Source organism: Burkholderia territorii, assembly GCF_001718335.1.
Classification (GTDB): domain Bacteria; phylum Pseudomonadota; class Gammaproteobacteria; order Burkholderiales; family Burkholderiaceae; genus Burkholderia; species Burkholderia territorii.
In genome coordinates, this window is sequence record NZ_CP013365.1 from 2,414,034 (window position 1) to 2,436,039 (window position 22,006).

The 22,006-nt window shown below is 68.8% G+C and carries 18 protein-coding genes; 5 read left to right on the forward strand and 13 right to left on the reverse strand.

Features of this window, described 5'->3' with window-relative positions; all coding sequences use genetic code 11:
* Nucleotides 1-168: 168 nt before the first annotated feature.
* From WS51_RS10595 to WS51_RS10645, 11 genes are all read right to left on the reverse strand, one after another.
* Nucleotides 169-2,076 (reverse strand): feruloyl-CoA synthase, encoded by a 1,908-nt coding sequence (locus tag WS51_RS10595; RefSeq protein WP_236872356.1) that lies wholly within the window; start codon nt 2,074-2,076, stop codon nt 169-171.
* Between the two features lie 11 nt (nt 2,077-2,087).
* Nucleotides 2,088-3,536: an aldehyde dehydrogenase gene (locus tag WS51_RS10600; protein WP_069229080.1), complete on the reverse strand. Its 1,449-nt coding sequence runs from the start codon at nt 3,534-3,536 to the stop codon at nt 2,088-2,090.
* A 65-nt stretch (nt 3,537-3,601) separates the two neighbouring features.
* Entirely contained in the window at nt 3,602-4,432 is an 831-nt protein-coding gene (locus WS51_RS10605) for a p-hydroxycinnamoyl CoA hydratase/lyase (RefSeq protein ID WP_059448873.1), read from the reverse strand.
* A gap of 263 nt (nt 4,433-4,695) precedes the next feature.
* A complete protein-coding gene (locus tag WS51_RS10610; protein WP_059501335.1) occupies nt 4,696-5,199 on the reverse strand; it encodes a MarR family winged helix-turn-helix transcriptional regulator in 504 nt (167 codons plus the stop codon).
* A gap of 170 nt (nt 5,200-5,369) precedes the next feature.
* On the reverse strand, nt 5,370-6,269 hold the full coding sequence (locus WS51_RS10615) for an SMP-30/gluconolactonase/LRE family protein (RefSeq protein WP_069229081.1): 900 nt from the start codon (nt 6,267-6,269) through the stop codon (nt 5,370-5,372).
* Nucleotides 6,270-6,317: 48 nt separating this feature from the next.
* Entirely contained in the window at nt 6,318-7,343 is a 1,026-nt protein-coding gene (gene araH, locus WS51_RS10620) for an L-arabinose ABC transporter permease AraH (protein WP_059467358.1), read from the reverse strand.
* A 30-nt stretch (nt 7,344-7,373) separates the two neighbouring features.
* Nucleotides 7,374-8,936 carry an L-arabinose ABC transporter ATP-binding protein AraG gene (gene araG, locus WS51_RS10625; protein WP_059449089.1) on the reverse strand — a complete coding sequence of 521 codons (1,563 nt, stop codon included), beginning with the start codon at nt 8,934-8,936 and terminating at the stop codon, nt 7,374-7,376.
* Nucleotides 8,937-8,956: 20 nt separating this feature from the next.
* Complete coding sequence (locus WS51_RS10630) at nt 8,957-9,961, reverse strand: arabinose ABC transporter substrate-binding protein (RefSeq protein ID WP_059501332.1); 1,005 nt, start codon at nt 9,959-9,961, stop codon at nt 8,957-8,959.
* An 81-nt stretch (nt 9,962-10,042) separates the two neighbouring features.
* On the reverse strand, nt 10,043-10,972 hold the full coding sequence (locus WS51_RS10635) for a Gfo/Idh/MocA family protein (RefSeq protein WP_059501330.1): 930 nt from the start codon (nt 10,970-10,972) through the stop codon (nt 10,043-10,045).
* A 24-nt stretch (nt 10,973-10,996) separates the two neighbouring features.
* On the reverse strand, nt 10,997-11,926 hold the full coding sequence (locus tag WS51_RS10640; RefSeq protein ID WP_059448867.1) for a dihydrodipicolinate synthase family protein: 930 nt from the start codon (nt 11,924-11,926) through the stop codon (nt 10,997-10,999).
* Between the two features lie 101 nt (nt 11,927-12,027).
* Complete coding sequence (locus WS51_RS10645) at nt 12,028-13,779, reverse strand: IlvD/Edd family dehydratase (protein WP_059448866.1); 1,752 nt, start codon at nt 13,777-13,779, stop codon at nt 12,028-12,030.
* Between the two features lie 114 nt (nt 13,780-13,893).
* On the opposite strand from WS51_RS10645, the gene WS51_RS10650 reads away from it, so the two are divergent.
* Entirely contained in the window at nt 13,894-14,844 is a 951-nt protein-coding gene (locus WS51_RS10650; RefSeq protein WP_059448865.1) for a LysR substrate-binding domain-containing protein, read from the forward strand.
* A 108-nt stretch (nt 14,845-14,952) separates the two neighbouring features.
* On the opposite strand, the gene WS51_RS10655 is transcribed toward WS51_RS10650, so the two are convergent.
* Nucleotides 14,953-15,429 carry an OsmC family protein gene (locus WS51_RS10655; protein WP_059448864.1) on the reverse strand — a complete coding sequence of 159 codons (477 nt, stop codon included), beginning with the start codon at nt 15,427-15,429 and terminating at the stop codon, nt 14,953-14,955.
* Between the two features lie 94 nt (nt 15,430-15,523).
* Here WS51_RS10655 and WS51_RS10660 point away from each other — a divergent pair, with 94 nt between their 5' ends.
* On the forward strand, nt 15,524-16,165 hold the full coding sequence (locus tag WS51_RS10660) for a GntR family transcriptional regulator (protein ID WP_069229082.1): 642 nt from the start codon (nt 15,524-15,526) through the stop codon (nt 16,163-16,165).
* A 130-nt stretch (nt 16,166-16,295) separates the two neighbouring features.
* Here WS51_RS10660 and WS51_RS10665 read toward each other — a convergent pair whose 3' ends face one another.
* A complete protein-coding gene (locus tag WS51_RS10665) occupies nt 16,296-17,327 on the reverse strand; it encodes a LacI family DNA-binding transcriptional regulator (protein ID WP_069229083.1) in 1,032 nt (343 codons plus the stop codon).
* Between the two features lie 190 nt (nt 17,328-17,517).
* Here WS51_RS10665 and WS51_RS10670 point away from each other — a divergent pair, with 190 nt between their 5' ends.
* The 3 genes from WS51_RS10670 (at nt 17,518) to WS51_RS10680 (ending at nt 21,992) form a co-directional block, all read left to right on the forward strand.
* The gene (locus WS51_RS10670) at nt 17,518-18,666 is read left to right on the forward strand and encodes an ABC transporter ATP-binding protein (RefSeq protein ID WP_069229084.1); all 1,149 of its coding nucleotides are present in this window, start codon (nt 17,518-17,520) and stop codon (nt 18,664-18,666) included.
* Between the two features lie 8 nt (nt 18,667-18,674).
* Nucleotides 18,675-20,669, forward strand: a complete 1,995-nt coding sequence (locus tag WS51_RS10675; RefSeq protein WP_069229085.1) for a beta-galactosidase — start codon at nt 18,675-18,677, stop codon at nt 20,667-20,669.
* Nucleotides 20,670-20,732: 63 nt separating this feature from the next.
* A complete protein-coding gene (locus WS51_RS10680; RefSeq protein WP_059944624.1) occupies nt 20,733-21,992 on the forward strand; it encodes an ABC transporter substrate-binding protein in 1,260 nt (419 codons plus the stop codon).
* Nucleotides 21,993-22,006: the final 14 nt, after the last annotated feature.

Here is a 22,006-nt window from a genome sequence, read left to right on the forward strand (position 1 = left end):
GGCCTTGCAACGGCCGCCGCGCGCCGCCGCCGGCCAGTGGCGGATCGGCGCGCAAGGTGTCGTCCGAACGGTTGCCTTTATCAGGCAACCTGATTCTCTGGCCGCAAGCATGCCTGCCGGTATCGTGGCCGGCCGGTCGTTGTTCCTGCTCGCTTCCCCGGCAGCCGCCTACGCGTAAATCACGTCGGGATCGCGCCGTGCCGGGTCGTACAGTGCATCGATGGTCGCCGCGCGATGCTTCTGCACGGCGGCCTGGTTCAGCGAGCCCTTGTCGGTCACTTCGCCGAGATCGAGCGACGGCGGTGTGTCGATCAGACGGATGCGCGCGACGAACGTCGATCCGCCGCTTGCTTGCCGGTTCAGCACGGCAAGCCACGACGCGAACGCCGCGCGCACGGCCGGCGCGCGCAGCACGTCGGTCACCGACGCATCGGCGGGCAGCCCCGCCAGCGCGCGGCACGCGTCGACACGCGGAAATACCAGCAGCCCGATATCGTCGCGATTGATCCCGGTGACGACCACGTCCTGCACGTACGGCGCGCCGCTCGACACCGCGTTCGCGCGCAACGGCCCGACGCTGACGAACGTGCCGCTGCTCAGCTTGAAATCCTCGGTCAGCCGCCCGTCGAACAGCAGCCCGAGTTCCGGCCGCTCCGGATCGGCGAAGACGCCCGCGTCGCCGCTGCGGTAATAACCTTCGTCGTCGAACACGTCGTGCGGATCGACGTCCGCGTGCCAGTAACCGCGCATCACGTTCGGCCCCTTGAAGCGCAGTTCGTGCTTGCCGCCGCACGGCACGAGCTTCGCATCGCAGCCCGGCGCCGGCAGGCCGATGTAGCCGGCGCGCATCAGCGGCCCGGTCGTGAACAGGCACGACGGCGACGCCTCCGTCATCCCGAGGCCGGCCATGATCCGGATGCGCTCGCCGCAATGCGCTTCGGTCACGCGGTCGAGCCGATCCCACGCGGCCTGCGACAGCCCCGCGCCGCCGAAGAAATACAGCTTCACGCGCGAGAAGAACGTGTCGCGCAGCACGGCATCGCGCTCGAGTGCGGCCGTCAGTTCTTCCCAGCCCTTCGGCACGTTGAAGTAGATCGTCGGCGCGATCTCGCGCAGGTTGCGCACGGTTTCGTCGAAGCGGCCCGGCACCGGGCGGCCGTCGTCGATGTACAGCGTGCCGCCGTTGTACAGCGCGATGCCGAGGTTGTGACTGCCGCCGAACGTGTGATTCCACGGCAGCCAGTCGACCAGCACCGGCGGTTCGCGCGTCAGCTCGGGCATCGTCTGGCGCAGCATCTGCTGGTTGCTGCACAGCATCCGATGCGTGGTCGGCACGGCCTTCGGCAGTTTCGTCGAGCCCGACGTGAAAAGGATCTTCGCGAGATGGTCGGGGCCGATCGCTTCATGGATCGCGTCGATTGTGCGCGGAACGGTCGAGAGCAGGCGCGACAGCGGCACGACGCGGCCGGCTGCGCCGCCGTCGGCTTGCGCATCGGCATCGTTCGCGACGATCAGCGCCGCGTCGGCCGGCAGCGCCGCGTCGAGCGCTCGCGCGAACGGCGCGCGCTCGGCCACGAACACCGCGCCCGGCCGCAGCACGCCGAGCGTGTGACGCAGCTTGCCGTAATCGGTCGACACCAGCGAATACGCGGGCGAGATCGGCGCATACGGCACGCCGGCCAGCATCGCCGCGAACATCAGCTGCAGATGCTCGAGATCGTTGCCGGACAGCACCGCGAGCGGCCGCTCGGCCGACAGCCCGAGTTCGACGAGGCCCTGGCCGAGCGCGCGCGCGCGTTCGAGCATCCGCGCATACGTGATCTCGATCCAGCGGCCGTCGGCGCCGCGTCGCGCGGCGAGCACGCGGTCGGGATGCGCGTGCGCGCCGCGCACGAGGCAGTCGGTCAGGCGCGTCGGGTAATCGCCGAGCGGTTCGCGCGAGCGCAGGTACCACGTGCCGTTTTCCGCGCGGCGAATCTCGGCCGAACCGACCGCGACGGCTGCCGCGCGATAGCGCACGCCGTTCATGCCGTTCGTGCCGTTCACCGGGCCGCTCGCGGGCGTCGCAACATTCATCGTCGGCTCGCTCATATCGGATAGTGACGCGGCGTGGTCTGCACGGTGATCCAGCGCAGCTCGGTGAATTCGGCGATCGACGCGCGGCTGCCGAAGCGACCGTAGCCGCTCGCCTTCGTACCGCCGAACGGCATCTGCGCCTCGTCGTGCACGGTCGGTCCGTTGACGTGGCAAATCCCCGATTCGATCCGGCGCGCGAGCGCCATCGCGCGAGCGATATCGCGGCTGAACACGCTCGCCGACAGCCCGAACTCGCTGTCGTTCGCGAGCGCGACCGCTTCGTCGTCGCTGTCCGCACGCAGGATCGCGACCACCGGCGCGAACGATTCCTCGCGATAAAGGCGCATGTCGCGCGTGACGCCGTCGACGATCGCGGGCTGCATCGTCGCGCCCTCGATCCGGCAGCCGAGCGGCAGGCGCGCGCCGTGCGAACGCGCGTCCTCGACCAGCGACGCGGCACGCGCGGCCGCGGCCGCATCGACCATCGTGCCGAGCGCATGGCCCGCCAGCGGATCGCCGGCGACCAGCGTGCGCGCCTTGTCGGTCAGCCGTTCGACAAGCGCATCGGCGATCGGCCGCGCGGCGATCACGCGCTCGGTCGACATGCAGATCTGCCCTTGATTGAAGAACGCGCCGAACGCGATCGCATCGACGGCCGCATCGAGATCGGCGTCGTCGAGCACGAGCACCGGCGCCTTGCCGCCGAGTTCGAGCAGCACCGGCTTCAGGTGCGCGGCCGCGTGGCGCGCGATGATGCGCCCGACGTGCGTGGAGCCGGTGAAGTTGATCCGCTTCACGTGCGGATGCGCGATCAGGCGCTCGACGAGTTCCGGCGCATCGGCCGCCGCGTGGGTGATCACGTTGACGACGCCCGCGCCGAGCCCGGCTTCGTCCAGCACCGCGCCGATCAGCGCGTGCACGCCCGGGCATGCTTCGGATGCCTTGAGCATGACCGTGTTGCCGCACGCGAGCGGCATCGCCAGCGCGCGCGTGCCGAGGATCACCGGCGCGTTCCACGGTGCGATGCCGAGCACGACGCCGCACGGCACGCGCATCGCGAGCGCGAGATTGCCGGGCACGTCGGACGGGATCACGTCGCCGTCGATCTGCGTCGTCATCGACGCGGCTTCGCGCAGCATGTTCGCCGCGAGCGTCACGTTGAAGCCGAGCCAGCCGGGCGTCGCGCCCGTCTCGGCGACGCCGGCCGCGATGAACGCGTCGATGCGCGCGTCCATCAGATCGGCCGCCTTCAGCAACCGGCGGCGCCGTTCGGTCGGCGCGAGCGCTGCCCACGCGGGGAACGCGCGCTGCGCGGCTTCGACCGCCGCGTCGGCGTCGGCCGGGCCGGCCGCCGGCGCGCGCGACGCGAGCGCGCCCGTCGCGGGGTTGAATCGGTCGAAGGTTCGGCCGTCGCGGGCGGTGCACCACTCGCCGGCGATCAGCATCCGTCTGTCGGTCATGTCGTCTCCTGCCATGCCTGTCTCTGTCGATTGCGTCGGCGCCTGTATCGGCGCTCGTGCTTGTATCAGCGCTTGTATGCCTGCAGGCCCGGCTTGATCGTCTTGTCGTCGAGGAACTGCTTCAGCCCCTGCTCGCGGCCACGCTCCGGATCGCGCAGTTGCGCCTGGTCGAGCTTCGCATACAGGTAATCCTCGCACTGCTCCCACGTGAGCTCGCGTGAACGCTTGAAGCCGTGCTTCGCCGCGCGCAGCACCACCGGGTTCTTGTCCATCAGCCGCGCGGCGAGCGCGATCGTCGCGTCGCGCAGGCCGGCCAGCGGCACGCTGCTGTTCACGAGGCCCATTTCGGCGGCCTCCACGCCGGTGAACGTGTCGCCGGTCATGATGTAGTGCAGCGCGCGGCGATGCCCGACCGTGTCGGCCATCGCCTTGCTGACGAGGTTGCCCGGCGGGATGCCCCAGTTGATTTCCGACAGCCCGAACACCGCTTCGTCCGCCGCGATCGCGAGGTCGCACGCGACGAGCGGCGAGAACCCACCGCCGAAGCACCAGCCGTTCACCATCGCAATGGTCGGCTTGTTGTACATTCGCAGGCGGCGCCATTGCCATTCCGATGCGTCGCGCCGCACCTTTTCCTGCAGCGCGTCGGAGCCGCCGTCGATTTCGCGGAAATATTCCTTCAGGTCCATGCCGGCCGTCCACGCCGCGCCCGCGCCGGTCAGCACCAGCACCTTCGCTTCGTCGTCGAACTCGACCGCGTCGAGGACCTCGAGCATCTCGCGGTTCAGCGTCGGGCTCATTGCGTTGCGCTTCTCGGGGCGGTTCAGCGTGACCCACGCGATGCCGGCCTCCACCTTCACTTCAACGGTCTGCCAGCGGTTGTCGTACTTGCTCATGTTCGTTCCTGTCGTTCGTTCCTGTGCCAATCAGTGCATTTCGGTGCGCAGCATGCGTGCTGCGAACGACTTCATTTAATATCAGGCTACCTGATATTGCAAGCGACATGAGCGCCGGTGTAAACCCGGAGCGCAAAGCGGCGGCAACGACGCAATCGGGGAACGGTCAGGCGACCGGCGGGCGGCGACCGAGCGACCGGGCTACCGGGCGGGAAAGCGAACGCGGGCCGCACGGGCCCGCGCCGCGACGTTTCGGGAAGGGATCAGCCGCGCAGGTTGCGCGAGAACAGTTCGAGCGCGCGCTGCACGTGCGCGGCGTCGTCGGCGGAGATGTCGCCGAGCATTCGCGCCTCGAGCGGGCGCAGCACGGCTTCGCATTCGCGCAGCATCGCCGCGCCTTCGTCGGTCAGCCTCAGCAGGATGATGCGGCCGTGCGACGGGTCGGCTTCGCGCGTGACGAAGCCGCGGGCGGCCATCACGCTCATCACCTCGTTCGCCGATTGCGGCGTGATCCACGAGCGCTCGGCCAGTTGGGCGTTCGACGACGCGCCGCGCGCCTCGAGCACCGACAACGCCGTGTATTGCGCGAGCGTGATGCCGAGCGGTGCCAGCGCGTCGGTCATATGCCGGCGCAGCAGCCGGTCGAGACCGCCGATCACGTAGGTCAGGCGCTGCTGCACGCGCGCCTTCGGCTTGTCGCCCGTCGCACGGGCGGCGTTCTTCACGGCGTTTTTCGGATTCGCGGGCTTGGTCGGTGCGGAACTCATGATGCGGGCGAGATGGAATTGCGGGCCATCTTACCAGCACGTCGGGGAGCGAACGGCGTGTTCAGGCAGGCGGGAACGTTCGCCGTGCGCGCATGCATGCGCGGCAGACCGCGGCCGGGCGCCTGGCTCGCCGCGTCGCACACATCCCATGAACGGCCTCCGATGCGCGGTCAGCCGCGCGGCGCCCCCGAGAAGCGCGCGGTCGGCAACCCGGCGTGGCGCGTTCGCGCGACGAATACGCCGCCGGCATGCGCATCGCTCGCGAGCGCGGCGTCGCTCAACCCGGCGCGGGCGCTCGTCACGTACAGCCGCCCTTCGCCGTCGAGCGTCACGCAGCTCGGCTGTGCGGTCGGCACGGTCACGCGATCGGTCTCGACGCCGTCCGGCCCGTAGCGCACCACACGCCCACCGCCCCACTGCGCGTTCCACAGCCCGCCGTCGCGATCCATCGTCGAGCCGTCCGGGTCGCCGTTTGCATCGGTCAGCCGCGCGAACGGCCGCACGTTGGCCACGTCGCCGCCCGCGCGGTAGTCGCAGACGAGAATCTCGCGCACCATCGAATCGCAGAAGGTCATCGTCGTGCCGTCCGGCGAGAACGCGATGCTGTTGGCGATCGCCGCCGCCGGCAACGCAAGCCGTTCGAGCGTGAGGTCCGGATTGAGCCGGTAGAAGCCGCCGATCGCGCGCGGCGGATCGCCGCCTTCGTCCTTCATCCCGAACACGAACGCGCCGAACCGATCGCAGCGGCCGTCGTTCAGCCGCGTCGGCAGGTCGGGTTCGACGTCGACAATCCGCGTGAATTCGCCGCTGCGCAGATCGAAGAATGCGAGATGCGTCGCGAGCCCGACGAGCAGCACATTCGGTTCGTGCGTCAGCGCGAAGCACGCGAGCCGTTCCGGCATCGGCCATTGCGCGAGGCCCGAGCCGTCCGCGCGGCAACGCCACAGCCGCGCACCTTCGATGTCCGTCCAGTACAGCGCGTGCGTCGCGTCGCACCACGTCGCGCCTTCGCCGAGCGTATTGCGGCTGTCGACGAGCAGCGCCGCCGCGCCCGGTTGAATCTGTTGCATGCCGTCTCCCGATATCTGTCTTCGCGGGCGGCCGCGCGTTCGTCAGGGTCAGATCTTCATCGCGCGCCGCTGGTTGCGACGATACTGGTCGAACAGCACCGCGAGCAACAGAATTCCGCCGCGTATCAGATATTGGTAAAAGGTCGGCACGTTCAGCAGGCTCATCGCGTCCTGCACGGAACCCATGATCAGCACGCCGACCAGCACGCCGGAAATCGTCGCGACGCCGCCCGTCAGCGACACGCCGCCGAGCACGCATGCGGAAATCACGCCGAGCTCGAGGCCGACGGACGTCTTCGGATCGCCGAGGCTCATCCGCGATGCGAGCATCACGCCGGCGAAGCCGGTCACGAGGCCCTGCAGCACGAACACCGCGATCTTGATGCGCATCACCGGCAGCCCCGCGAGCAGCGCAGCCTCGCCGTTGCCGCCGACGGCCAGCACGTTCTTGCCGAACACCGTCTTGCGCAACAGGAAGCCGAACACGACGAAGCCGACGATGTTGCTCCAGATCGGATACGAAATGCCGAGGAACGACCCGCCGCCGAGATCGAAGAAGCGCTCCTCGGAGATCATCACCGCGTCGCCGTTCGACGTGATGAACGCGAGCCCGCGCACGACTTCCATCATCGCAAGTGTGACGATCAGCGAGTTGATTCGCCAGCGCGCGATCAGCACGCCGTTGACGAGCCCGACCGCGCCGCCCGCGAGCACGCCGGCCGCGATGCCGAGCACGACGCTGTGCGTCGCGGTGATCAGCGTCGACGCGACGACGCCCGAGAACGCGACGATCGACGCGACCGACAGGTCGACTTCTCCGAGCGCGAGCACGAACATCATCGTCACCGCGATCGAGCCGATCAGCGTGACCGACAGCAGCAGGCCCTGGATGTTGCGCGGCGTGAGGAAGTCCGGCACGGTCAGCGACAGCGTCGCGAACAGCACGAGAAACACCATCACGATGCCGGAGCGGTTGATCAGTTGCCACATGCCGCCACGCGCGCGCGCGGGCGCGGCTGCGCCCGCTGCATCCGGGGACGGGGAAGTACGTTGGGGTTGCATTGCCTGGCTCATATCGGTTGCTTTCCGTTTGACTGCGTGCCGCTAGCGCGGCAGCGCGAGCTTGATCAGCGCGTCGGGCGTCGCCTGCGCCTTCGCGACCTCGCCCGCGATCCGCCCTTCCTTCATCACGATGATGCGATCCGACACGCCGATCACCTCGGCCAGGTCGCTCGACACGATGATCACCGTGCGGCCCGCTTCCGCGAGCTCGTAGAACAGGTTGTAGATTTCCGCGCGCGCGCCGACGTCGATGCCGCGCGTCGGCTCGTCCATCAGGAACACGTCAATGCGCTCGGCCAGCCAGCGCGCGAGCACGACCTTCTGCTGGTTGCCGCCCGACAGTGCGCCGATCGGCGTCTCGCCGTCGCGGGTCTTGATCGCCAGCCGCTCGATGTAGCGTTGCGCGAGCTCGCGTTCGCGCCGCGCGTCGAGCAGCACGCGCGCCGGGCTGAAATGGCGGCGCGCGCTGATGTTCAGGTTGTCGGCAACCGACGCGATCGCGACGATGCCTTCCTGCTTGCGGTCCTCCGGGCACAGCGCGATGCCGGCACGCACCGCGTCGCGCGGGCTCGCGAAGGCCACGCGCTTGCCGCCCAGCTCGACGTGCCCGCTGCTCGGGCGCGCCGCGCCGTACAGCAGCTTCATCAGCTCCGAACGCCCCGCGCCGACCAATCCGAAGAAGCCGACGATCTCGCCGCGCCGCGCGGCGAACGACACCGGCTCCGACAAGCCCGGCCCCAGCAGCGCCTTCGCCTCGATCAGCACGTCGCCGGCCGCGCGCGGCCGGTAGCCGTAGACGTCCTCGATCGAGCGGCCGACCATGCAGCCGATCAGCCGGTCGCGATCGAGATCGGCGACCGATTCGAACGTCTCGATGCGGCGGCCGTCGCGGAATACCGTCACGCGGTCGCACAGCGCATCGACTTCCTCCATCCGGTGCGTGACGTAGATGATCGCGCGGCCTTCCGCGCGCAACGAACGGATGATGCGGAACAGCTGCGTCGTCTCGCGCGCGGACAGCGAACTCGTCGGTTCGTCGAACGCGATCACGCGCGCATCGCGCATCAGCGCCTTGCCGATCTCGATCATCTGGCGCTGGCCGATCGACAGATACTTCACCGGGATGTCCGGATCGATGTGCTCGCCCAGACGCTCCAGCGCATCGAGTGCGCGCGCCGCGAGCGCGCGCTCGTCGACCACGCCGAGCCGGCTCGGCAGCTGGCCGAGCATCAGGTTCTCCGCGACCGTCAGCTCGGGCACCAGATGCAGCTCCTGGTAGATGATCGCGATACCGGCCTCGAGCGCGGCGCGCGTCGACGCGAAGCGCTGCACCGTGCCGTTCAGCGTCAGCGTGCCGGCCTGCGGCTGGTTCACGCCGGACAGCACCTTCAGCAACGTCGACTTGCCCGCGCCGTTCTCGCCCATCAACCCGTGCACTTCGCCCGCGCGCACCGACAGCGACACGCCGTCGAGCGCGCGCACGCCCGGGAACGTCACGGTGATGCCGTCGAGCGCGAGCAGCGCGCCGCCGGGCGGCGGCGCATCGGCGCCGGGCAGGGCCGCACCGTCGTTGCCGGACACGGCCGTCATCGTCTGCATCGTCATCGCGTCGTCGCCCCGCACGCTCAGATGCCGAGCTCGGCGCGCACGGCCTGCCAGTTCGCGCGCGTCATCAGCTTGCCGCTCGTCTGCGTGTCGGCGGGCGGCGTCTTGCCGTTGCGGATCCAGTCGACGAGGTTCTGCGTGCTCTCCTTGCCGTGGTTCGTGGAGCTGACGGCGATCGTCCCGTAGAAGCCGGTCGGCTCCTTCTTCTGGAATTCGGCGAACGCCTCGCCCGCGCCGTTGATGCCGACGCCGATCACGTCGGCCGCCGGAATGTGCAGCTGTTCGGTCGCGCGCACCGCGCCGAGCACGGTTTCCTCGTTCAGCGCATACACCACCCACTTCTTCACGTTCGGATGGCGCGCGAGCACGGGCGCGGCCGCGCTGAAGCCGCCTTCGTCGTCGGTCGTCTTCTGCGGCGCATCGAAGATGTTCTCCTTGCGGAAGCCGTTCGCGAGCAGCGCCTGCGTCGCGCCGTCGGTGCGCAGCTTCGCGGTCGGCAGCTCGTAGTTCGTGATGCGCAGCGCGCCGACTTCCTCCGGCTTCCAGCCGCGCCGCTTCATCTCGTCGGCGATCGCCTGGCCGACCTGGTTGCCGATCTTGGTCGCCGACATGCCGAGGTGCGGCACGTTCGCGAGCGGCTTGCCGGTCGAGTCGACGAGCTGATCGTCGACCGTCACGAACTTCATGTTGTAGCGCTTCGCGCGCGCGGCGATCGCCGGCCCGAGACGCACGTCGGGTGCGCAGATCACGAAGCCCTGCGCGCCTTGCGAGCCGAGGTTGTCGATCGCGGCCAGCACCTTCTCGCCGTCCGGCGTGCCGATCTTCACGACCGAGAAGTTCTCCTTCTGGCCCAGCGCCGACGCCGCGTTCTGCTCGTTGATGAACCACGCCTGCTCAGGCATCTTCACCAGGAAGCCGATCTTCAGCGGCGCGTCGGCGTGCGCGGCGCCCTGCATCCCGAGCGGCGCGATGCAAAGCGCGGCCAGCAGCGCGCGCAGGGTGTGTCGGCGAATCGTGCGGTTCATGCGGTGTCTCCTTGTATTGGCTTGGGTCTTCAACTACCGTCGTGCGCGGACGCGCTCGCGATCGAGCGCGACCGCATGGTGTCAGCGGCCGAACGCGTCGGTCCCGACGCGCCGCCCGAACAGGAACGCATCGGCGACGAGCCGCAACGGCCGCACGTCGACGTCGCTTTCGCCGCGCGCGATCAGCGCGCGGAACTGCGCATACAGCGCCGGATACTCGCGCTGCGGCCCGATCTCGACCGGCTCGCCGGCGATCGACAATTGCGCGCCGCCGCGGCTGATCGCGAGCACGCCGTCCGACGTGTCGACCGCGATCTCCCACTGCTCGACGGGGCCGTGCCGCCAGTCGAATTCCGCGCGCACGGGCACGCCGTTCGTATCGGCGCAATCGAGTTCGGCCGCGATCGGCATCTGCGCGTCGCTCGGCACGTACAGCGTCGCCTCGCGCAGCACGAGCTCGCGCGGCAGGATCCGCGTGACGATCGACAGCGCGTTGATGCCCGGATCGAACACGCCGAGGCCGCCCGGCTCCCAGATCCATTGCTGGCCGGGATGCCAGCGCCGCACGTCTTCCTTCCAGCGCACCTGCACCGCGCGAATCGTGCGTGTCGCAAGCCATGCGCGCGCCGGCTCCACCGCGCTCGCGCAGCGCGAATGCCAGGTCGCGAACAGCGTGAGGCCGCGTTCGCGCGCGAGCGCGTCGAGCGCGGCCACTTCGCCGAGCGTCGCGCCCGGCGGCTTCTCGAGCATCACGTGCTTGCCGGCTTCGAGCGCGGCGCGCGCCTGCGCGTAGCGCACCTGCGGCGGCGCGCACAGCGACACCGCGTCGAGGTCGCGCTCGGCGGCCAGCAGCGCGCCCAGATCCTGATAGTTGCGCACGCCGTTGACTTCCGCGTGACGGCTCGCGCACGCGGTCAACACGAATCCCGGTTCGGCAGCGATCGCCGGCAGGTGCTGGTCACGCGCGATCTTGCCGATTCCGATCACGCCCAGCGAAATCACGTCGCTCATCTGCGTTCCTCCTTCGCCACTTGCTCAGCGCGCCCAGCGCAACACGAGCGGATCGAGCCGGCGCGCGATCGCGAGCAGCTCCGCGCGCGTGTCCGGATGCAGTTCCGGCATCGGATGCCGCGGCCGCTCGCACGCGATGACGCCGCCTTCGCGCATCAGCGCCTTCGCGGTGAGGATCCCGGACTGGCGGTTCTCGTGATTGATCAGCGGCAGCCATGCCTGGTAGCGCGCGAACGCATCGTCGTGCCGCCCTTCGCGGAAGGCTTCGAGAATCGGCCGGATGCCGTCCGGAAACCCGCCGCCCGTCATCGCGCCGGTCGCGCCGGCGTGCAGGTCGGCGAGCAGCGTAATCGCCTCCTCGCCGTCCCACGGCCCCTCGATCGCGTCGCCGCCGAGCCGGATCAGCTCGCGCAGCTTGTTCGCGGCGCCAGGTGTCTCGATCTTGAAGTACGCGACCTGCTCGATCTCGCGCGCCATCCGCGCAAGGAACGGCGCCGACAGCGCGGTGCCGCTCGCCGGTGCATCCTGGATCATGATCGGGATGTCGATCGCGTCCGACACACGCGCGAAGAAGTCGAAGATCTGCGCTTCGGGCACACGGAACGTCGCGCCGTGATACGGCGGCATCGCCATCACCATCGCCGCGCCGAGCTGCTGCGCGCGCAGGCTGCGCGCCGCGCACACCTGCGTGCTGTAGTGCGACGTCGTGACGATCACCGGCACGCGGCCGGCCACGTGTTCAAGGATCGTGCGCGTGAGCACGTCGCGTTCGTCGTCGGTGATCGCGAATTGCTCGGAGAAGTTCGCGAGGATGCACAGCCCGTCCGAGCCCGCGTCGATCATGAAGTCGACCGCGCGCTTCTGGCTCGCGAGGTCCAGCTCGCCGGTGTCGGAAAACGTCGTCGGGACGACGGGGAAGATGCCGCGATAGCGCGGCGTGCTGCTCGATGTCATGGTCGGGTCCTGCGTCGGCCTCGAGGCGAGGCCATCAAGCGTTCACGATTTCACTCACCAGTTCGCGTTGCGCGAGCCGCTGCCCGCGCCCCGCCTGCCGCTCAATGCGAATGACTCGGCACGTCGGCGCCGCGCATGCCGACCAGGAAGTCGAGGTCGCACCCCTCGTCGGCCTGCAGCACGTGATCGATGTACAGCCGCGCGTAGCCGCCCTTGCCAAGCTGTCCGGCCACGCCGGGCGCCGCGGTGGGATCGACGTCCGACAGGCGGCGCTGCAGTTCGTCATCCGTAATATCCAGGTGCAGCGTGCCGGCCTCGCAGTCGAGTTCGATCCAGTCGCCGTTGCGCACCGCGGCCAGCGGCCCGCCCGCGGCGGCTTCCGGCGCGACGTGCAGCACGACCGTGCCGTAGGCCGTGCCGCTCATCCGCGCATCCGAGATCCGCACCATGTCCTTCACGCCCTGGCGCAGCAGCTTCGGCGGCAGGCCCATGTTGCCGACCTCCGCCATCCCCGGATACCCGCGCGGCCCGCAATTCTTCAGCACGAGCACCGAACTTGCGTCGACGTCGAGCGCTTCGTCGTTGATCGTCGCCTTGTAGTGGTCGAAATTCTCGAACACCACCGCGCGGCCGCGATGCTTCAGAAGCTCGGGGCTCGCCGCCGACGGCTTCAGTACCGCACCGCGCGGCGCGAGATTGCCGCGCAGGATGCGGATGCCGCCGTCCGCGATCAGCGGCCGGTCGAGCGGGCGGATCACTTCGTCGTCGTAGTTCGGCGCTTCGCGCACGTTGTCCCACAGCGACTTGCCGTTGACCGTCAGTGCATCCGGATGCGGCAGCAGCCCGCCTTCGCCGAGCCGGCGCAGCACCGCCGGCAGCCCGCCCGCGTAATAGAACTCCTCCATCAGGAAGCGCCCGGACGGCATCAGGTCGACGATCGTCGGCGTGTCGCGGCCGATGCGCATCCAGTCCTCCAGCTCGAGCGGCACGCCGATGCGGCCCGCGATCGCCTTCAGGTGGATCACCGCATTGGTCGAGCCGCCGATCGCCGCATTCGCGCGGATCGCATTCTCGAACGCGGCGCGCGTCAGGATCTTCGACAGCACGAGCCCTTCGAGCGCCATCTCGACGATGCGGATGCCGGACATGTGCGCGAGCACGTAGCGACGCGAATCGACGGCCGGAATCGCCGCGTTGTGCGGCAGCGCGACGCCGAGCGCCTCGGCCATGCAGGCCATCGTCGACGCCGTGCCCATCGTGTTGCAGGTGCCGGCCGAGCGCGACATGCCGGCTTCCGCCGACAGGAAGTGGTGCAGGTCGATCTCGCCCGCCTTCAGCGATTCATGCAACTGCCACACGGCCGTGCCCGAGCCGATGTTCTTGCCCTCGAGCTTGCCGTTCAGCATCGGGCCGCCCGACACGACGATCGCCGGCACGTCGCAACTCGCCGCGCCCATCAGCAGCGCCGGGGTCGTCTTGTCGCAGCCGGCAAGCAGCACGACCGCGTCGATCGGGTTGCCGCGGATCGCTTCCTCGACGTCCATCGACGCCAGGTTGCGCGTGAGCATCGCCGACGGCCGCAGGTTCGATTCACCATTCGAGAACACCGGGAACTCGACCGGGAAGCCGCCCGCTTCGAAGATCCCGCGCTTCACGTGCTCGGCGAGCTTGCGGAAGTGCGCGTTGCACGGCGTCAGTTCGGACCAGGTGTTGCAGATGCCGATGATCGGCCGGCCGTCGAACTCGTGATCGGGAATCCCCTGGTTCTTCATCCAGCTCCGGTACATGAAGCCGTTCTTGTCGTTCGTGCCGAACCATTCGGTGGAGCGCAGCCTGGGTTTTGTTGCCGACATCGTCAGTCCTGTGGTGACGGGATACCGGCGCAGTCTAGGCAGAATTTTGATAACTCGCTAATGACGTTTTAGGCGATTACGATATCGATTCCGATATCGATATAAACCCGTACGATGCAAGAAGCCAGCCCGTGGGGAAACCGAAGCCGCCTGAAGACCCGCCAGCTCCTGCTGGTCGTCGCGCTCGCCGACGAAGGCAGCATTCACCGCGCGGCGGCCGCGCTGAACATGACGCAGCCGGCCGCGTCGAAGCTGTTGCGCGAGCTCGAGGAATCGATCGGCGCGGTGCTGTTCGAGCGGCTGCCGCGCGGGATGCGGCCGACGCTGTACGGCGACGCGCTGATCCGCCACGCGCGCGCGGCGCTCGGCAGCCTCGACCAAGCGCGCGAGGAACTCGCCGCGCTGAAGGCCGGCCATCTCGGGCACGTGGCGGTGGGCGCGATCACGTCGCCGGGGCTGCGGCTCGTGCCGCCGGCCGTCGCCGCCGTGAAGGGCACGCATGCGAACGTGCGCGTGTCGGTGTCGATCGACACGAGCAACGCGCTGCTCGAACACCTCGCGCAGGACAAGCTCGACATCGTGCTCGGCCGGCTGTCCGCCGAACACGACAAGTTGCATCTGCGTTACGAGCCGCTGACCGGCGAGCCGGTGGCCGCGGTCGTGCGGCCCGGCCATCCGCTGCTCGCACAGGCGCCGCTGTCGCTCGCCGACGTGCAGCGCGCCGCGTGGGTCATGCCGCCGGCCGGCAGCGTGCTGCGCCATCGCTTCGAGCTCGTGTTCCAGCGCGCGAGCCTCGCACCGCCCGCGAATGTGGTTGAAACGGCCGCGCTGCTGTTCATCACGCAGCTGATCGAGCAGAGCGACATGATCGCCGTGCTCGCGGAGGACGTCGCGCTGTACTACGCGCGACACGGGATCGTGTCGGTGCTGCCGCTGGAGATGGACTGCCGGATGGACGATTTCGGGATCATCACGCGCACCGACCGGCTGCATTCGCCGGCTGTCGAGGTGATGGCGGACGCGATTCGGGCGGCGGCGCGGGAGGTGTATGGGGTCGTGTTGTAACGCGGCGCGGCCCGGTGTCGTCCGGCCCGCGTTCCTGTCGAAAGGCACGCGCGCCCGCGTTTCGCTTACATCCGCGCGCAGCGAACCTGATCCTGACTGACGCCCGTATCACACCGCGGCAACTTCGATCACCGGCTCGCACCGGACCGGGAAATTCACCGAATTCGCCACATAGCACTTCGCATGCGCGTCATGATGCAGCCGCTCGGCCAGCGCGCGGTCATCGCCCGCGCGGATCGTCACGCGCGGATGCAGCACGATCTCGGTGAAGCGCCCCGGCTCGGGATTGTCGAGCATCGTCCCCTCTGCGTCGTCGGCATACGCGAGCACGCGCACGCCCGCATCCGCACACAGGTGCAGATACCAGAGCTTGTGGCACGCCGATACCGAAGCCAGCAGCAGGTCTTCCGGATTCCACCGCGCCGCGTCGCCGCGAAACGCCGCATCGGACGAGCCGGGAATGTCCGGCTTCGAACCCGCCCGGATCACATGATCGCGGCCGTATTCGCGATACCCCGACGTGCCGGTGCCCCGGTTGCCGGTCCACTCCACTGTCACGCGGTACTTGTGTTCACCATGCGCCATCTCGCTCTCCTTCGATATCGGAACGTGAGGCCGTCATTGTGGCACCGGAATGTCGTTTGGTATACCATTATTCCAAAATGAGGAACGTGAAGGCATGGAAGCCAGACTCGATTCCACGGCGGACGCCGTGGCCGCATCGTTGCGGGAGATGATCATCAACGGCGAGCTGCAGGCAGGCGAGCGGCTCGTCGAGCGCGATCTCGCCGAGCGCTTCGGGATCAGCCGGATTCCGATGCGCGAGGCGATCCAGCGGCTGGAGCGCGAAGGACTGCTGGACATCTTCCGCAATCGCGGCGCGGTCGTACGGATGCTGAGCGCGTCCGACGTGCAGGAAATCTACGACATGCGCACGCTGCTCGAAGGCGATGCGATCTACCGCAGCGTGAAGCGGCTCGACGACGAGACGCTCGCCCGCGCCGAACTCGTGCACCGGCTGCTCGGCGAATCGAACGTGCCGCGCCGGCAAGGCGAACTGAATCACGAATTCCACGCACTGTTGTACTCGTGTTGCGGCAACGAGCGGCAATTGAAGGCGATCGCGGAGTTGCGCAGCCAGGTCGAGCGCTACGAGCGCCTGCAGGCCACGTTGCTGGCCGATACGCCGTCGTTCCAGGTCGAGCACGAAGCGATCCTGCAAGCGTGCCGCGAGCGCAATGCACGTGGCGCCCGCGCGATGACGGTCGCGCATCTCGATTCGGCCCGGCGCATCGTGATGCGGCTCGTCGAAGGCGAATGACGCAGACGGACGACGCGGCCCGCCTCGTCATGTCACCCATCGGCCGGCGATCCATCCTCCGTTTGCAGCTTCCGGGTCTGGCCCGAGCGCTTGCGAGACGCGCGGCACGCATCGCGACCGCACGCGACGTCTACGCCGTCGTTCGCGGCGGCGCCGCCCCCGTCGTGCCCCGCACCACCAGCCGCGGCACCGACGCCGTCCGCACGCGCGACGCATCGTCGATGCGCCCGCCCGCCTCGCGCAACGCATTGAGCAATTCGACCGCGAGCCCAGCGGCCTCGCCGGTCGGAATCGCGACGGTCGTCAGCGTCGGGCGCGTATCGCTCGCCAGATGAATATCGGTGATGCCGACGATCGACAGATCGTCGGGCACGCGCCTGCCGCGATCGGCTGCTGCGTGCAGCGCGCCGATCGCGGGCAGGTCATTCGTCGCGACGAGCGCGGTCAGCGCCGGATGCGCGTCGAGCAGCCGGCCGGCCGCGCGCACGCCGCCTTCGATCGAATCGGGTTCGGCCGCGACGATCGACGCGTCGAGCCCGGCTTCGCGCATTGCGTCGACGAAGCCGTCGTAGCGCGCCGCCTGCACGCCGCTCGCCGAGCCGCCGACGATCACGCCGATCGTCCGGTGCCCGAGCTCGAGCAGATGGCGCGTCGCGATCCGCCCCGCCTCGCGGAAATCCACCGCCACGCACGGCAACCCTTCGGGCGGCGCATCGGGCCGCTCCCACAGGCACAGCACGACCGGCACGCCGCGCCGCGCGACGTCGACCAGATCCGGCAGGTGCAGGTTCGCGTTGGTCACGAGAATGCCTTCGGAGATCGTGCCGGCGATCTGGTCGAGATATGCGCGCCCCTGCAACGGATCTTCATTCGTATTGCAGACGATCAGGAACTGCCCGTTGCGGCGCACCGCGCGCTCGACCGCGAGCGCGAACTCCGGATAGAACGGGTTCGCGATGCTCGACACCATCAGCGCGACCGTCGGCGCGCGCCCTTCCGCCAGCGCCCGCGCGGCCAGATGCGGCCGATAGCCGAGCGCCTGCACCGCTTCGAGCACCCGCGCGCGCGTGGCTTCGCCAACCCGGCCACGATTGCGCAGCACGTTCGACACCGTCGCCGCCGTCACGCCGGCGCGGCGCGCCACTTCATCGAGTGTCGCCATTCGTTGCTCACTATATGAGACGTTGATCCAATATTTGCTTCGCTTCGCGAAGCGGCGCACTATCGCCGCACACCCTGCCGCCCGACCAACGGGCGCGACTCGGCCGCGATCGGTCTCGGCGTTTTTTTTGATCGCGATGATTAAGCGCTTAAGCATCGTCGAAAGCGCATTAGAACATGGAGCGGAGACAATGGCGAGCATCTCGATGCGACGCGTGCAGAAAGCCTACGGCGAGCACGCGCCGGTCATTCGCGACGTCGATCTGGAGATCGGCGCGCACGAGTTCTGCGTGTTCCTCGGTCCGTCGGGCTGCGGCAAGTCGACGCTGCTGCGGATGATCGCGGGCCTCGAGGACCTGACCGACGGCGAACTGTCGATCGACGGCCGTCGCGTCGACGACGTGCCGGCCGCCGAGCGCGGCGTCGCGATGGTGTTCCAGAGCTACGCGCTGTTTCCGCACATGACGGTCTACGAGAACATGGCGTTCGGGCTGAAACTCGCGCGCGTGCCGAAGGCCGAGATCGACCGGAAGGTGCGCGATGCCGCGCGGATCCTGCAGCTCGACACACTGCTCGAGCGCAAGCCGAAGGCGCTGTCGGGCGGCCAGCGACAGCGCGTCGCGATCGGCCGCGCGATCGTGCGCGAGCCCGGCGTGTTCCTGTTCGACGAGCCGTTGTCGAACCTCGACGCAGCCTTGCGCGGCCAGACGCGCATCGAGATCGCGAAGCTGCACCGGCAGTTCGAACGGGCGAGCGTCGTCTACGTGACGCACGACCAGACCGAGGCGATGACGCTCGCCGACAAGATCGTGCTGTTGCACGCCGGCGCGGACACCGCGCGGCACGGCAGCATCGCGCAAGTCGGCGCGCCGCTCGATCTCTATCATCATCCGGCGAGCCGTTTCGTCGCCGGCTTCATCGGCTCGCCGCGGATGAACTTCCTGCCGGCCGTCGTCGCCGCTTGCGACGCGCAGCGCACGACCGTCACCGTCTTGCCGTCCGGCGAAACCTTCACGCTGCCGCGCGACGGCTCGACGCTTGCGCCGGGCGCGGCGGTAACGCTCGGCATCCGTCCCGAACACCTGACCCTCGGCGCAGCGCCCGACGCGACCACGCTCGCGCGCGACGTCGTGCTCGTCGAACGCCTCGGCGAGCAGACCTACGTGCACCTCGACCAGCCCGGCGGCACGCCGCTGATCGCGAAAGTCCCCGGCGATGCGCCGCTGCGTCGCGGCGAACGCGTGTACGCGCATGCGCCAGCCGCGGCCTCTCACCTCTTCACCGAAGACGGCCGCGCGGTGCCCGCGTGCGCCGACGTTCCCGTCCACCACTACGCATAAGGATCGGCATGCGCCTCGGAGTCTGTTACTACCCGGAACACTGGCCGGAATCGATGTGGGCGGACGACGCCCGCCGGATGAAGGCCCTCGGCATCGCGCAGGTGCGGATCGCCGAATTCGCATGGAGCCGCATCGAGCCGTCGCCGGGCGAATACGACTGGGGCTGGCTCGACCGCGCGGTCGACGTGCTCGGCGCGGCCGGCCTCGAGATCGTGATGTGCACGCCCACCGCCACGCCGCCGAAGTGGCTCGTCGACCGTCACCCCGACATCCTCGCGATCGGTGCGGACGGCCGGCCGCGCGCGTTCGGTTCGCGCCGCCACTACGACTTCTCGTCGCCGACCTATCTCGAGGCGTCGCGCCGCATCTGCACGGCGGTGGCCGAACGCTACGGCCGCCACCCGGCCGTGCGCTACTGGCAGACCGACAACGAGCTCGGCTGCCATCAGACGGTCGTCAGTTACTCGCCCGCCGCGCTCGTGCGCTTTCGCGACTGGCTGAGAGCGCGCTACGGCACGATCGACGCGCTCAACCGCGCGTGGGGCACCGTGTTCTGGAGCATGGAGTACCGCAATTTCGATGAAGTGGACGCGCCGGTCGGCACCGTGACCGAAGCGCATCCGTCGCACCGCCTCGACTATCGGCGCTTCGCGTCGGACGAGCTCGCGCGCTATCACCGGATGCAGGTCGACGTGATCCGCGCGCATTCGCCGGGCCGCCCCGTCGCGCACAACTTCATGCAGCTCTTCACCGAGTTCGATCATTACGAAGTCGCGCGCGACCTCGACGTCGCGACGTGGGACAGCTATCCGCTCGGCGCGCTCGAGGAGCAATGGTTCGCGCCCGACGTGAAGGCGCGCTGGCTGCGCACCGGCCATCCGGATTTCGCGTCGTTCAATCACGACCTCTATCGCGGCATGTCGAAGCTGCCGTTCTGGGTGATGGAACAGCAGCCGGGGCCCGTGAACTGGGCACATTGGAACCCCGCGCCGCTGCCGGGCATGGTGCGCCTGTGGAGCTGGGAAGCGTTCGCGCACGGCGCCGGCTGCGTGTCGTACTTCCGCTGGCGGCAGGCGCCGTTCGCGCAAGAGCAGATGCATGCGGGCCTCCACACGCCCGATGATCGGCTCGACGAAGGCGGCCGCGAAGCGCAGCGCGTCGCACGCGAGATCGCGGCCGTGCTCGACGCCGGCGCCGATGCCGACGCAAACGGCGCGGTGCGCGCGCCCGTCGCGCTCGTATTCGACTACGAAGCGAAATGGCTGCTCGAAGTGCAGCCGCAAGGCGCCGATTTCCACTACCCGCGCTTCGCGTTCGAATATTACTCGGCGCTGCGTTCGCTCGGGCTCGACGTCGATATCGTTTCCGCGCACGCGCCGCTCGACGGCTACCGGCTCGTCGTCGTGCCGCCGCTGCCAATCGTGCCGGACGATTTCGCGGTGCGGCTCGCCGCGTCGGGCGCGCATGCGGTGTTCGGCCCGCGCACCGGGTCGAAGACCGTCGACCTGCAGATTCCGCCGGCGCTGCCGCCCGGCCCGCTCGCTTCGATCCTGCCGGTGCGCGTGTGGCGCGTCGAATCGCTGCGGCCGAACGTGACCGAGCGGATCGACGGCACGTTGCACGACGGCGCGCCGCTCGCCGGCGACGCGCGTCACTGGCGCGATCTCGTCGAGCTGAACGGCGACGGCGCGCACAGCGTCGTGCGCGCGCGCTTCGCCGACGGTCATCCGGCCTGGGTGTCGCATGGCACGCTGCACTACTGGGCCTCGCTCTTCGACGATGCCACCACCGCGCGCCTGTTTGCCGACGTCGCGGCCGAAGCCGGCCTGACACCGTCGCCGCTCGGCGACGGCGTGCGCGTGAGCCGGCGCGGCGGCCTGACCTACGTCTTCAACTACGGCAGCACGCCGCATACGATCGACGCGGTGCCGCCGTCTGCGTTCGTGATCGGCGCCGCGCAGGTCGAACCGCAAGGCGTCGCCGTGTACCGCAGCCGTTCGTAGCAACCGCCCCCGGCGCGGCGACGCGCCGGTCAAGCACAACGACACACAGGAATGGAGACACACATGACACATCGCCCCCTTCGCGTCGCCGCCCGGCTTGCGACCGCCGCCGCCATCGCGTTCGCTTCGTTCGGCGCCGCGGCGCCCGCCGACGCGGGCACGCTGACGATCAACATCGCGTTCAAGGGCGCCAGCCAGCGCGCGGTCTGGCAGTCGACGCTCGAAGCGTTCCACAAGGCGCATCCCGACATCGACGTGAAACCGACCTTCGTCGACGAGGAAGCGTACAAGGTGCAGCTTCCCGCGTGGCTCACGACCGTCGCGCCCGACGTCGTGAACTGGCATGCGGGCGAGCGCATGGCGTACTACGCGAAGCGCGGGTTGTTCGAGGACCTGAGCGGCGACTGGAAGAAGAACGGCTGGGACGCGATGTACGCGTCGACGCGCGACGCATCGTCGTACAACGGCAAGCAGTACGCGGCGCCGACCGTCTATTACTCGTGGGGGCTGTTCTACCGCAAGGACCTGTTCCGCAAGGTCGGCATCGCCGACGAGCCGAAGACCTGGGAGCAGTTCCTCGATGCATGCAAGAAGCTGAAGGCGGCCGGCATCACGCCGGTCGCGGTCGGCGGCCGCGACGCGTGGACGCTCGCCGGCTGGTTCGACTATCTCGACCTGCGCCTGAACGGCAATGCGTTCCACCAGCAGCTGATGGCCGGCGACGTGCCGTACACCGATCCGCGCGTGAAGAAGGTCTACACGACGTGGAAATCGCTGATCGATTCCGGCTACTTCATCGACAATGCGCTGTCCTACGATCTCGACGGCGCGCAGCCGTTCCTGTTCCAGGGCAAGGCCGCGATGATGCTGATGGGCACCTTCATCGCGGCGGGCTTTCCGCCGAACGTGAAGCAGGAAATGGGCTACTACCGCTTCCCGATCATCGACCCGAAGGTGCCGACCGCCGAGGACGGCCCGGTCGAATCGCTGCACATCCCGACCAAGGCGAAGAACAAGGCCGACGCGCACACGTTCCTCGCGTTCGTCGAAACGCCCGAGATGGGCGCGAAGCTGGCGGAAGGGCTCGGCTCGCTGTCGGCCAACAGCAAATCGCCGGAGCCGGCCGATCCGATCTCGCGGATCGGCTTCCGGATCCTCGCCGATACACGCGGCGGCGTCGCTCAGTTCTACGACCGCGACATGACGAAGGAAATGGCCGACGAAGGGATGAAGGGAATGCAGCAATTCCTCGCGAATCCCGCGCAGCTCGACACCGTGCTCGCGCAACTCGAGCAGACCCGCAAGCGGATCTACAAGAAGTAACCGCACGACCCCGG

Coding starts and splice junctions, on each gene's coding strand:
- WS51_RS10595 (WP_236872356.1), bottom strand. CDS start 2,076: ATGAATGTTGCGACGCCCGCGAGCGGCCCGGTGAACGGCACGAACGGC.
- WS51_RS10600 (WP_069229080.1), bottom strand. CDS start 3,536: ATGACCGACAGACGGATGCTGATCGCCGGCGAGTGGTGCACCGCCCGC.
- WS51_RS10605 (WP_059448873.1), bottom strand. CDS start 4,432: ATGAGCAAGTACGACAACCGCTGGCAGACCGTTGAAGTGAAGGTGGAG.
- WS51_RS10610 (WP_059501335.1), bottom strand. CDS start 5,199: ATGAGTTCCGCACCGACCAAGCCCGCGAATCCGAAAAACGCCGTGAAG.
- WS51_RS10615 (WP_069229081.1), bottom strand. CDS start 6,269: ATGCAACAGATTCAACCGGGCGCGGCGGCGCTGCTCGTCGACAGCCGC.
- araH (WP_059467358.1), bottom strand. CDS start 7,343: ATGAGCCAGGCAATGCAACCCCAACGTACTTCCCCGTCCCCGGATGCA.
- araG (WP_059449089.1), bottom strand. CDS start 8,936: ATGACGATGCAGACGATGACGGCCGTGTCCGGCAACGACGGTGCGGCC.
- WS51_RS10630 (WP_059501332.1), bottom strand. CDS start 9,961: ATGAACCGCACGATTCGCCGACACACCCTGCGCGCGCTGCTGGCCGCG.
- WS51_RS10635 (WP_059501330.1), bottom strand. CDS start 10,972: ATGAGCGACGTGATTTCGCTGGGCGTGATCGGAATCGGCAAGATCGCG.
- WS51_RS10640 (WP_059448867.1), bottom strand. CDS start 11,926: ATGACATCGAGCAGCACGCCGCGCTATCGCGGCATCTTCCCCGTCGTC.
- WS51_RS10645 (WP_059448866.1), bottom strand. CDS start 13,779: ATGTCGGCAACAAAACCCAGGCTGCGCTCCACCGAATGGTTCGGCACG.
- WS51_RS10650 (WP_059448865.1), top strand. CDS start 13,894: ATGCAAGAAGCCAGCCCGTGGGGAAACCGAAGCCGCCTGAAGACCCGC.
- WS51_RS10655 (WP_059448864.1), bottom strand. CDS start 15,429: ATGGCGCATGGTGAACACAAGTACCGCGTGACAGTGGAGTGGACCGGC.
- WS51_RS10660 (WP_069229082.1), top strand. CDS start 15,524: ATGGAAGCCAGACTCGATTCCACGGCGGACGCCGTGGCCGCATCGTTG.
- WS51_RS10665 (WP_069229083.1), bottom strand. CDS start 17,327: ATGGCGACACTCGATGAAGTGGCGCGCCGCGCCGGCGTGACGGCGGCG.
- WS51_RS10670 (WP_069229084.1), top strand. CDS start 17,518: ATGGCGAGCATCTCGATGCGACGCGTGCAGAAAGCCTACGGCGAGCAC.
- WS51_RS10675 (WP_069229085.1), top strand. CDS start 18,675: ATGCGCCTCGGAGTCTGTTACTACCCGGAACACTGGCCGGAATCGATG.
- WS51_RS10680 (WP_059944624.1), top strand. CDS start 20,733: ATGACACATCGCCCCCTTCGCGTCGCCGCCCGGCTTGCGACCGCCGCC.